Here is a 12,159-nt window from a genome sequence, read left to right as displayed (position 1 = left end):
GGCCTCTGGCAGAGGGCGACTGTAGAATACCTTTTTTACAGATATCGCGATGCCTCTGGATCCGATCTCAGATTGGCTATTTTCGGTGCCTTTCTTCGAAGCTTGCATTTAGCGACAGTTTGGAGAACCTCCCCTCGCACGTTAAACTAGAGAGCCGGCATTCAGCTTTCACGAATGTTGAAAATCCCTCCCCGATCCTTTCTGATCATTTCGGTCTTCTTCCTCGCTTGCATGGTTCACGCATGCCCTTGTTACGCTTCTTGGCACTTTCCATCGCGATCTTAAGCCTCTCGGTTCGCTCGAGCCAGGCACAGGAACCGCTCGAATTTGGGCGTGATGTGCGACCGATCCTGTCGGATCATTGTTTCGCCTGTCACGGACCTGATGAGGGGCATCGTGAATCGGGCTTGCGACTCGACACCGCGGACGGTCTGGCGTCAGTCGTGAATCCCCAAGAAGTCGAATCAAGCGAGCTGATGGCGAGGCTCGTGTCCGATGATGATGACACGATGATGCCACCGCCACAGTTTCATAAACCACTCTCGGCAAAGCAAAAACAAGTTTTGCGGGACTGGATCAGCTCAGGCGCATCATTCGAGCAACATTGGGCTTTCGTGCCGCCCGAACGTGATCATGCATCACTCAAAGACGATTCCCACGCAGACGCACAAACCCCAGAAGAGTCTGTTGCATCGCAATCCCGTGCCGCCGAAACTGCCGCAAGAATCGACGAGTTCCTCGACGCAGCAATCGCGAAATCGGGGCTAACCGCGAATGAGCCAGCCGATCGCCGAACATTGTTGCGACGCGTGTGTTTGGATTTGACCGGACTTCCACCTTCGCTTAAACAGATTGATGCGTTCCTTAACGACACGTCTGACAACGCCTACGAGAAGCTGATTGATCGCTTAACAAGCAGCGAAGCGTACGGCCAGCACATGGGTCGTTATTGGTTGGACTTGGTGCGGTACGCGGACACGCACGGCTTGCACTTGGACAACTATCGCGAAATGTGGCACTATCGCGACTGGGTCATCGCTGCTTTCAATGCCAACATGCCATTTGACGAATTCATCACAAAGCAAATTGCCGGTGACTTGCTTCCCGGCTCGACGGTCGACGACAAAATCGCAAGTGGATTCAATCGACTCAATGTCACCACCAACGAAGGCGGTTCAATCTACGAAGAAGTCTTTGCCCGCAATTGCATTGATCGTACCGACGCATTTGGCACTGTGTTTTTGGGATTAACGACGGGATGCGCGGTTTGTCACGACCACAAGTTCGACCCCATCTCGCAGCGGGACTACTTCTCGATGTTGGCCTTTTTCAACAGTCTCGAAGGCAGTGCCCTCGATTCAAACCGAAAAGACCCGCCACCGGTGATCAGTGTTCCTAGTGAAGAGCAAAGTGAGCTGAAACGAAAACTGGATTTGGAACTCGCCGACATTCAAAAGGAAATGTCAGAGCCGATCGCTTCGGTAGATGCGGCCCAAGTCGCGTGGGAAAGAACGTTGTCCAATCGTGGTGATGCAAACGTGCACGTGATAGCGCCCATCGAAGTGACGTCGGATCGCGAAACTAGAATGAGTGTTCGAACCGATCATTCCTTTGAGTTTGCAGAAAGTCCATCAGACAAAGAAACCACAACGGTTGTGGCAGCCATCCCAGCCGGCGTACTTTGGCAAACCCTGCACCTAACGGCGCTGACTGATACGGCGCTGACAGAAACGGCGCTGACTGATACCGCTGAGAATCGTGTGGGCGCTGCATCGAATGGCAATGCAGTGCTATCAGAAATCTCAATCGAAATCGCCGATGACTCAACTAACGGAGAATGGACCGAGATTCCCATCGAGTCCGCGGTCGCGGATGTTGAGCAAGATCAAAACAATTTTGCTGTCACCAACGCGATTGATGGAAAGGTCGATGAGTCGACCGGATGGGCCGTTAAAGGTCACCAGCAAACGGGGGCTCGAAACGCTTGGTTTGCAGTCCCGACACTCATTGCTGAAGGTGACGACGCTAAAGTTCGCGTGCGACTGAAGTATCAATCCCAGTATGCGAAACATGTATTTAGGAGAGTTCGCCTGATTTTGTCGGACACAACTCCGACACTACCGAGCGAGCAACAGATCAAGCTTGGTCCAATCCATACCGCGGGACCGTTTGAGATTGAAAACGAAAGCGCAGGGTACTACCGCCATTTTGCTTCTCAAGCCAAAGAATTCAAAGCTGACGAAGTGTTCCACTATGAGGGCCGACCCTACCGCTGGCAGCAACGTGGCGACTTCCCTCAGGTCCAAGAGATTCCTGTTCCTACCGTACGCGACCGTTCGTCGGCATTAATTATCCACCAATCGATTGAAGCCCCCAAAGAACAAGACTTGCTGCTATTGATTGGTTCGGATGATGGACATGTGATCTTCATGAATGGCAAAGAAGTCAGCAAGGTTCAACGCACGGGACCGATCAATGCGTTGTCAACCGAAGTCAAACTTACCCTTCAAAAGGGAAACAACGATCTCTACATCAAGCTCGTTAACGACTCGGGCGATTCGACGTTGACCTACGCGTATCGTTCGTATGCCTTGCCAGTGCCTTCGGAATTAATGCAACTCGCGAAAAGCGACCCCGAGACACGGACCGATGCCACCAAGCAATCGCTGCAAAAGTACTATCGCAGCGTCTATTGTCGACACCCTGATTGGATGGCCTTGGTGGATCTTGAAAAAGGTACTCGCAAGGCGAAGGAAGACTTGTTGGCCCAGATTCCAACGACTCTGGTTTGGAAAGAAACCAAAGAGCCTCGCAAGGCTTTTCTGCTTGTGCGGGGTCAGTACGATCAGCCTGGTGAAGAAGTGCCTCGTGCGACGCCCAGCTTCTTGCCACCTTTCCCTAAAGAGTTCCCGAAGGACCGGTTGGGTCTGGCGAAATGGTTGACCCTGCCGGAACACCCTCTCACGTCGCGAGTGGCGGCGAACCGATTCTGGCAACAAGTATTCGGAACGGGGTTGGTCAAAACCAGTGAGGACTTTGGCAGCCAAGGCGAACCACCGAGTCATCCCAAGCTGCTTGATTTCTTGGCCGTCGATTTCCAAGCCCATGGATGGGACGTGCGTCGTTTGATGAAGTCGCTCGTGTTGACCAAAGCGTATCGCCGGTCCGCGAAGGTTTCCGAAACGATGAAACAAATTGACCCCAACAATCGACTACTCGCTCGAGGACCAAGATACCGTTTGGATGCCGAGATCTTGCGTGATCAATCCCTAGCGCTCGCGGGCAAACTGGTTAAGGATTCGGGCGGGCCAAGTGTCAAACCGCCTCAACCCGATGGCCTTTGGAAGGCCGTGGGTTACTCGGGCAGCAACACGGTCAACTTCACCGCCGATGTTGGCGAAAAGGTCTATCGGCGAAGTGTTTATGTGTTTTGGAAACGCACCAGTCCGCCGCCGCAGATGACCACGCTTGATGCACCAAGCCGTGAATCGTGCACGGCTCGCCGCGAGCGAACCAATACTCCGCTGCAAGCGTTGATGCTGATGAATGAAACTCAGTACATGGAAGCGGCTCGCCACTTGGTTCTTCGGGCCGAACGAGAAAGCGACGGCGACGACCTTCAGCGTTTGAGTTGGATGTTCGAGCTCGTCACGTGCCGACCGCCCAGTGATTCCGAACGTCGAGAATTGGTAAAGCTGCTTGAAGATATGATTATCTATTACGACAACCATCTGACGTTGACCACTCAATTCATCGAAAGCTCGGATTCTCGGCAAGCTGCCTTCACCGTCATCGCCAGCACGCTGCTGAATCTTGATGAAGTCGTCAACAAGTAACCCCAATCAAATGCATCACGACGAAACTCTTAATCGCCTCACGCGCCGTGCGTTCTTTTCCCAGACCTCCGCTGGCTTGGGTGCGGCTGCTCTTGCGTCGCTTGATACTGGCTCTGCTTTGGCTGCGGCTAGGGTGGGCGGTTTGCCCCAGGTTCCTCATCACGAACCCAAAGCACGACGAGCGATCTACCTATTCATGTCTGGCGCACCAAGTCAGATGGACATGTGGGATCACAAGCCTGCAATGGCGGATTGGTTCGATAAGGATTTGCCGGAATCCATTCGACAGGGACAACGACTAACCACAATGACGAGCGGTCAGTCGCGTTTTCCAATTGCGCCGAGCATCTATAAGTTTTCGCCACATGGTGCCAATGGAACGATGGCCAGCGAGTTGATTCCTCATATGGCCAAGAAAGTCGACGAGATATCGTTGATCAAGTCGATGTACACCGAAGCGATCAATCACGATCCCGCGATCACGTACATTTGCACGGGAGACCAATTGCCGGGCAAAGCTTCATTAGGATCTTGGCTCAGCTATGGACTTGGTACCGAGAACGAGAACCTGCCCGCATTCATGGTGATGACCGCGTCGTGGTCGGGCCGAAAGGAAGCTCAGGCTCTTTATAATCGACTTTGGGGAAGCGGTTTCCTACCCAGTAAATATCAAGGTGTGGCGCTAAGAAGCAGTGGCGATAAGGTGCTTTACCTTTCCAACCCAGACGGCATTGACCCTCATGTGCGACGCCGGATGTTGGATTCGCTCGGCAGGCTCAACCAAGAAACGCTCGATCGCATTGGAGACCCGGAGACCAACGCTCGAATCGCCCAATACGAAATGGCGTTTCGCATGCAGACTTCGGTGCCGGACTTGTCAGACATCAGCGACGAGCCTCAACATGTCTTGGATTTGTATGGACCGGAAGTCACCCATCCTGGCACGTTTGCGAATTGCTGTTTGATGGCTCGGCGAATGGCCGAACGAGGAGTCCGTTTTACTCAGATCTTCCATCGCGGGTGGGACCAACACGGCGCGCTTCCCAAGGACCTGCCCAACCAATGCAAAGACACTGACCAACCGTCCGCCGGACTACTGACCGATCTACGTCAACGAGGAATGTTGGACGATACGCTTGTGGTATGGGGTGGCGAATTTGGCCGTACGATCTATTGCCAAGGAGCTTTAACCAAAGACAACTACGGTCGCGACCACCACCCCAAGTGCTTTACCGTTTGGATGGCAGGCGGTGGAGTGAAGAACGGAGTCGTACACGGCGAAACGGATGAGTTCAGCTACAACATCACCAAAGATCCGGTTCATATCCGTGATCTCAACGCGACCATCCTGCACCAGATGGGCATCGATCACGAACGATTTGTCTACCCGTTCAAGGGACTCGACCAGAGGCTTACCGGTGTCGAAGAGAGCCGCGTGGTAAGTGAAATTCTTACCTAGATCAGGGACAGTCGGTTAGCGACTTTTAGCGGTGGCTTTGCCGACTTCGAGTTGCCACACCTGCGTTACGCCACGGTGGAGCCGACTTGTAAACACGATCGTAGTACATAGCGAGCGATCGTAGAGCATGGCCCTTAGGCCCGATGCTCCAATCGTGTTTGCGTTCCTCGGACATCGTTTCGAGCAGATATCGCACTGCTGACACCAAGCGAGGATTTTGCAATTCGGAATCCGGCGTGACCGTCAACAACCATTCGACCATGTGGCCAGTCGTTTGGATCTTGCGATCCATGTCTCCGTTATCCTCGCGGCCTTCAAACCAATCCGTGCTCATCGAACCATCACGATTCTGCAATCGATAGGCATACTGAATGAAGTCCTGAGTGAACTTGTCGGCTCTCGCCCATTGGCCCGTGATGGGAAGGCCTTCCATACGACGTTTGCGAAGGGCGTGGCCGAAACCCATTAAGCGGTGCGTTCCACCACATGCGGCGCCTACCACAGGTTGCGCAAGCTCTTCACGAATCAATCGCTCGAAGTCCCAAACCTCGCCGTCTTTGGCGGTCCAAGATTCTTCGGTGCTCAGGTAGTGCGACAGTCCTATCAATGTAAACGTTAGCTCTTCGCCGCTCTTGCAATCTTCTTTTTCTCGCTCAATCACATCTTTGACAAGATACTGAGCGTCACCTGCATACACGGGATAGTCAGCAGGAACATCGCATAGCGAAAACACAGCTAGCAGTTGTGCTTGGTGGCCCTGAAGCCCAACGCCACTCTTGACCACAATGCCCCGCTCATCCTGATCAAACAAACGTTGACCCCGACATGCATTGTTTCCTGCGATCCAAGCGATTGTGCTGTACGTCCTGCGACCGACAATGACTTTCGTGTCGATGCCGTACACCATCATGGCGTGCATCATGCCCCAGTTGCTGCGATCTTGCGCTACTTCCATGTCCGCGTAATAGGAACGTAGCGTGCGGTACATTGCATTCCGCATCTGGTAAACCGATCGCGTTAGCCGAATTTCATCCAGAGGATAACCAGCGTAGTCAAAATTGCTGGTGGCCGGTTCTTGCTCGTTTACTTCTACTTCTTCGGTTGGCTGCGGCTTCTGTTCGACAAGAGGCTGAGCGGTGCGTGAGCGAGTCGTGCGTGCGGTAGTATCACGCGACTTTGTTGTGCGAGGTTGTGTTGTGCGAGGTGGTGTCGCGAGAGGCTTGGCAGCGCTGGACTCGGGTGGGGCAACCTTCACACTTGCATCTTCGGGCGATCGAAGTTGCGGGTCCCTTAGCTGATCGGCAGTGGGGTCTTCAACCACAACATCAGTCAACGGAAGTGGCTCCGCTTTGGCTTGGCGTTTTGACGTGTGGGGGCGATTCACCCCCACATGGTTGCCATTTTGACGCTCCATCCATCTATCGTCCAAAGGAAGATCGCCAACAATATTCGGTGGAGCGATCTTGCTAAGTGAAGGTGGGTCAGCGAGAGGCGGATGAGGAGGGTCCATTTTGACCGACTCTTCTCGATTGCCGCCGGTAAGTTTCTCGAGTAACCAAGGTCGCTTGGCAATTCGTTCTTCCGGAGTCAATTCGTCATCAGAAACTTCATCGCGCAACGAGTTCTGCATCGGCGGCACGAGTTCAATCTCGCTGCTCTCGATTTCCATTAGCTTGGCGGGAACGAGTTCCCCATCGTCGACGTTGGATACGACTTCCTGCGCGTACCCCTGGCCTGAAATTGCCAAGAGTGCCACCAGAAGAAGTCTACGCCTGTGTTTCTGACGCGTTGGTTGGAAAGTTCGCAAAACAGGCACCGAATTCTCTTTGTCGATAGAAAGCATATGACCGGTATCGGACATTATCGCTTCTAAATTGACTTAGAAATTCGATGTGAAACATGCCTGCGTCTAGAGACACTCGTCACCGAAATTTTGTGACTAAATATCGAATGCTTCCAGAGAATCAATCAAGTTATCCAACCGATCTTTCGGGCCGGCTGCCAGATCGGATTGACGCTTTTTGAGCTGATCATCAATGCCCACTGCATCGCGACCGGCAAGCAACAATTGCTCATCTCGCTCTCGTGCAGCGGTGGCAATCGGATCGTCGCTGCCAGTTGGTGCACCGAACAATTGCGACAGGTCAATTTTAAATCCTTCATCGCCATCGACCTCGGCCCCCGCGATGGCAGGAGCTTTGTGCTGAGGAAAGATGATAGCATTCTCTGGACAAACCCGACTGCATGCCGGGCATCCCTTGCGGCAATTGTCGGGCTGTTCGACCAAAATATTCTCGCCGTGATCGACACCGTAAACACCGAACAAACAAAAGTCGATGCACTCCATGCAGTTCGTGCAACGATCGAAGTCGATTACGGGATACCAACGGCGTCCAGTCTTCTCTTCGACCTGGACCACTTGCCCACCCACAATGGGAAGATGCACGGTGTCAGAAGAGGGCTCTTTCAAACCCATGATCCGGCGAAGCTCGCTAACGAAAACTTTGGGATCGTTTTGGGCCTTCAAATCCAAACAATAAACTTGGCGATCAGATCGGGGATACAAATCCGTGACCCGATCCACCACCTCGGTCGGTTCGGCCTCGATTGATGGGGCCTCGGATGCGACTGATTCGCCACTGTCATCGTCAGCTTTATCTTCGTCGGTCCACTGCGTCTTTCCAACCTTACCGCAGATACCGTTGCGATCGAGAACCCAGTGCGCGGCCCGAGAAAAGATCCAAGACACGACGACCAAGTCGCCTTCGATGTCTTTGAGCTTTGCGAACGATTCACTGGACTTCGGCAAATCGTAAAGGTGAGGAATGACGATCACGTCCACACCTTCCACCTTGCCCGCAAGTTCCACCACTGCTTGTTCAAGCCCGCGCTTTTCCGGATTCCGCGATTGGCCACGCGAAACCACGACCGTGATTGTCTTGCTGGTCGTGTCTTGCGTGGCGGTCGTAATCATAGAACTTAAAAGACGCGGTAATCGAAGATCGAAAGCGGTAATTGCACCAGTCAGATCACCAGTTCAATGGTGACTGCCAAGCCGACTTTGCCGTAGCGACGTCGACTTGCAAAACACATTCGTCGCCGCAATGGATCGTCAGATCGCCAGAGGCTTCAATTGTACCCAAACGGGCGACTGAAACACCTGATTCCTTGAACATGTTTTCAAACGCATCCGCGTTCTCAGGAGTCGTTTCGATCAGGAATCGCGTATTCGATTCACTGAACAACATTTCCGTAGCCGACAATTGCCCAATCGCGGCGTCGATGTCCAGCTTCATTCCCAGGCCACCTGCCATTGCCATTTCGACGGCCGCCGCAGCTAAGCCACCTTCGCTGAGGTCGTGACACGATCGAACCAAACGGTCCATGATCGAACGGTGGACGGTCTTGAAGGTTTGCTTTGCATTCTCGGCATTGACTGCGGGAACATTCCCACCGGTCAATTCTTGCACCAAACTGAAGTGCGACCCACCCAGCTCGCAATGCGTTTGGCCAATCAAGAAAACAACATTGCCGGCTTCCTTCGCGTCCATCGTGATCGCTTTGGACACGTCGTCAATCTGGCCCATTGCACTAATCAACAAACTCGGTGGAATCGAGATCGTTTGCTTCGTACCTGATTCATCGTTGTAACTGAACTCGTTATTCAAGCTGTCTTTGCCGCTGATGAATGGAGTCCCCAGCGTGATCGCCATGTCTTGGCAAGCAATCGCGGCGCGGACAAGCGACCCTAGTGTTTCAGCGCGGTCGGTATATCCCCAACAAAAATTATCCAAGATTGCGATCTGGCTCGGGTCCGCACCGACGGCGACCGCATTACGCATCGCTTCGTCAATCGACGAGGCTGCCATGTGATAAGTGTCAAAATCGCCGTAGTGAGGATTCATCCCGCAAGAGATCACGAGGCCTCGTTGGGATTCGATCCGCGGACGAACGACCGCCGCATCGCCAGGACCATCGCACTGAGGCCCGACGAGAGGTTTAATCACGCTGCCGCCTTGGACCTCGTGATCGTACTGCCGAATCACCCAATGTTTGCTGGCGACATTCAAACTACCCATGATTTTGAGCAGCGCATCGTGATGTTCATCAGCGGTCATCGCTGGCACATCGAGCGGCTTCGACGGGGGCACTTCGTAGACTGCATCACGAATGATTGGCGGACGTCCATCGTGCAAAAACTGCATCGATACATCACCCACGGTATGACCGTGATAGGTCAAAACCAATCGACCGGATTCCGTAAAGCGTCCCAGAACTGCAGCTTCGACTCCTTCGCTTTCACAAAGCTCACGGAATTCATCCCAACAATCCTGCGGCACCGAAAAGACCATTCGCTCCTGAGCTTCGGAGATCCAAATTTCGGTGTAAGTCAGACCGTCATACTTCAGCGGTGCCTTGTCGAGCCATACTTCGGCGCCAAGGTCTTCGCCCATTTCACCAACGGCACTACTGAATCCGCCAGCGCCGCAATCCGTCACCGCCGTGAAGAGACCTCGATCACGAGCTTGCAACAATACATCGAGCACCATCTTTTCGGTGATCGCATTTCCAATTTGAACTGCGCCGCCGGAAAGCGATTCCGATTCGCTGGTTAGTTCCGCCGAGCTAAACGTCGCACCGTGGATCCCATCACGACCGGTGCGGCCACCGATCGCCACGATCAAATCGTCGGGCATGACTTCTTTTTCTTCCATCCCAACTGGAATCATGCCGGCGTTGCCGCAGTAAACCAGCGGATTGCCCAGGTATCGTTTGTCGAAGTACACGGCACCGTTCACGGTGGGAATTCCCATGCGGTTGCCGTAGTCACGAACGCCGGAGACCACACCCTTCATGACCCGTCGAGGATGCAAAACGCCGGGTGGCAATTCATCCGCGGGCATGTCCGGCGGAGCAAAGCAAAACACATCGGTATTACAAACTGGCTTTGCACCCAAACCGGTTCCCATGGGATCACGAATCACCCCACCAATGCCCGTGTTAGCGCCACCGTATGGTTCCAACGCCGAGGGGTGATTGTGAGTTTCGACCTTAAAGCATGCGTGGAAGTCGTCATCAAACTTGACCACCCCAGCATTGTCTTTGAAGACGCTTACACACCAATCGTCGTCACCCAACGTTTCGCGAATCTGGACAGTCGCCGCGAAGATCGTTTCCTTCAACATATTGTCGTACTGACGTTCGTCTACACCTTCCGCACCGATCGCCGGGCCGCGGTAGTGAATGCGACCCGCCAAGGTCTTGTGGCTGCAGTGTTCGGACCACGTTTGGGCGACCGATTCAAGTTCGATGTCGGTTGGGTCGCGACCGATCGATTGAAAATGATTCTGGATGGTCTGCATTTCGACGAGCGTCAGATACAGTTGCCCGTCCTTGGAGAGTTTCTCGAGTCCGGCGTCGTCGAGACTGCGAATGGGTACGGTGACGAGTTTGAATTCGTAATCCGAACCGACGTCAAGTTCATCCATCTCTAGCGGACCAACAATGACTTGCTCGATTGCATCGTTCGATAGCGCTCGACGACAAACCGTTTGAAGCGAATCGTCATCAAGTTCGCTCAGCCAATACTTACGCATCGTCCGCACCGCTGCGACGTCAAAACCTGCATCGCGAGCAGCGCCCAGTGTGCTGGCAGCGACGGGGTCCATCACGCCTGGCTTTGGAAGCACATTGACGAGTGTGGTTTGCGAACCTGGTGGTTCGTTCAGGTCGTCCTGGCCAGCGATTGCCACGACCGAAGATTCCGTGACGCTGTCCGACAGCAGAGTTGTCGCCAAGCGAACGGCTTCGTCTTTCGCAAACTCGCCTTGCACGAGAAATCCTCGCGCGAACGCGACCGAAATGTTTTCGCCCAGACCGAGTTCTGCGATTTCTTCGGCGGTGCGTTGAGCCTCGCGGTCGACTTGGCCATCGGCGGGATAAATGTCAATTTGCCAAAGCGGCATGTTGTGTCACCTGAGTTCGCGTGATTGTTCCTTTGCGTTTTTTGCTTTGGTCAACCATGTTTGCAAGGCATCGTCGGCGGCAGACTCGATGATCTCGCGAAGTTCGCTGGCTTCCGTGATGTATCGGTCCAACTCGCGAATGATCGCAACTCGATTGGCTGCGCAAATCGCGGTCCACATTTCTGGATCGCCCGCCGCCACTCGCGTGATGTCTTGCCACCCGCTACCAACCAGTTCTTGGGCAGGACCCTCGACCATTTTGGCAACCAAAGCAGACAACAAGTGTGGCACATGACTGACCGATGCCAAGTGGACATCATGCTCGTCGGGGCTCATCGTCAGGATTCTGCCGCCGGTGAGCGTCCAAAACTCGCTTGCCCGTCGGAGGAATTCCTCGTCATTGGCTTCGCTGGGCGTAATGACAATGGTTTTTTGGTCAAATAATGAGGCAGTTGAATGTTCTGCCCCCGACTTTTCGCTGCCCGCAATGGGGTGCGCAGCGACAAATTTTTTGGCCGCCGTGGGCACTTTGCCAACCGCCGCGACGATCTCACGCTTCGTGCTGCCGACATCGGTTATCAAACAAGCTTCGGGGGAAGCCTGGGCTGACGCGATCACGATCTGAGCCAGCCGATCCACTGGCGTTGCCACGACCACACAATCGCAATCGCGACATGCTTCCTTAAGCGAGTCCGTAGCCACGTCTAGGATCCCCGCCTGGATCCATTGTTCGCCCTTGGTCAGATCGCGAACCACGCCGGTGATATGAATGGACGGTCGCGCCCGCCGGATTGCCAACGCAACACTGCCGCCAAGCAATCCGACACCGGCAATGGTGATTCGTTGCGGCCACTGCTGATCGTCGTGCGGCTTGTTCATAAAAGGTGAACTTGTCGAG

At 53.8% G+C, this 12,159-nt stretch carries 6 protein-coding genes; 2 read left to right on the top strand and 4 right to left on the bottom strand.

Annotated features, from left to right (window positions below; genetic code table 11):
• The first annotated feature begins 242 nt into the window (after positions 1-242).
• Both Pla22_RS05660 and Pla22_RS05655 read left to right on the top strand, forming a co-directional pair.
• Positions 243-3,836, top strand: a complete 3,594-nt coding sequence (locus Pla22_RS05660; protein ID WP_165440529.1) for a PSD1 and planctomycete cytochrome C domain-containing protein — start codon at positions 243-245, stop codon at positions 3,834-3,836.
• Positions 3,817-5,295: a DUF1501 domain-containing protein gene (locus Pla22_RS05655; RefSeq protein ID WP_146513750.1), complete on the top strand. Its 1,479-nt coding sequence runs from the start codon at positions 3,817-3,819 to the stop codon at positions 5,293-5,295. Before Pla22_RS05660 ends, Pla22_RS05655 begins: the two co-directional genes overlap by 20 nt.
• Before the next feature lie 25 nt (positions 5,296-5,320).
• On the opposite strand, the gene Pla22_RS05650 is transcribed toward Pla22_RS05655, so the two are convergent.
• From Pla22_RS05650 to Pla22_RS05635, 4 genes are all read right to left on the bottom strand, one after another.
• On the bottom strand, positions 5,321-7,042 hold the full coding sequence (locus Pla22_RS05650; RefSeq protein ID WP_146513749.1) for a hypothetical protein: 1,722 nt from the start codon (positions 7,040-7,042) through the stop codon (positions 5,321-5,323).
• Positions 7,043-7,234: 192 nt separating this feature from the next.
• Positions 7,235-8,269: a 4Fe-4S dicluster domain-containing protein gene (locus tag Pla22_RS05645; protein ID WP_146513748.1), complete on the bottom strand. Its 1,035-nt coding sequence runs from the start codon at positions 8,267-8,269 to the stop codon at positions 7,235-7,237.
• Between the two features lie 55 nt (positions 8,270-8,324).
• Complete coding sequence (purL, locus tag Pla22_RS05640) at positions 8,325-11,261, bottom strand: phosphoribosylformylglycinamidine synthase subunit PurL (RefSeq protein WP_146513747.1); 2,937 nt, start codon at positions 11,259-11,261, stop codon at positions 8,325-8,327.
• 6 nt (positions 11,262-11,267) lie between these two features.
• On the bottom strand, positions 11,268-12,140 hold the full coding sequence (locus Pla22_RS05635) for a prephenate dehydrogenase (protein WP_146513746.1): 873 nt from the start codon (positions 12,138-12,140) through the stop codon (positions 11,268-11,270).
• Positions 12,141-12,159: the final 19 nt, after the last annotated feature.

This window comes from Rubripirellula amarantea (genome assembly GCF_007859865.1).
GTDB classification, from domain to species: Bacteria; Planctomycetota; Planctomycetia; order Pirellulales; family Pirellulaceae; genus Rubripirellula; species Rubripirellula amarantea.
Note: the sequence above shows the minus strand (reverse complement) of the source record. Positions and strands in the feature narration are given on the sequence as shown.

Bases quoted from the DNA above. Each gene is read 5' to 3' on its own strand.
- Pla22_RS05645 (WP_146513748.1), bottom strand. From the start codon at position 8,269: ATGATTACGACCGCCACGCAAGACACGACCAGCAAGACAATCACGGTC.
- Pla22_RS05635 (WP_146513746.1), bottom strand. From the start codon at position 12,140: ATGAACAAGCCGCACGACGATCAGCAGTGGCCGCAACGAATCACCATT.
- purL (WP_146513747.1), bottom strand. From the start codon at position 11,261: ATGCCGCTTTGGCAAATTGACATTTATCCCGCCGATGGCCAAGTCGAC.
- Pla22_RS05655 (WP_146513750.1), top strand. From the start codon at position 3,817: ATGAAGTCGTCAACAAGTAACCCCAATCAAATGCATCACGACGAAACT.
- Pla22_RS05660 (WP_165440529.1), top strand. From the start codon at position 243: ATGCCCTTGTTACGCTTCTTGGCACTTTCCATCGCGATCTTAAGCCTC.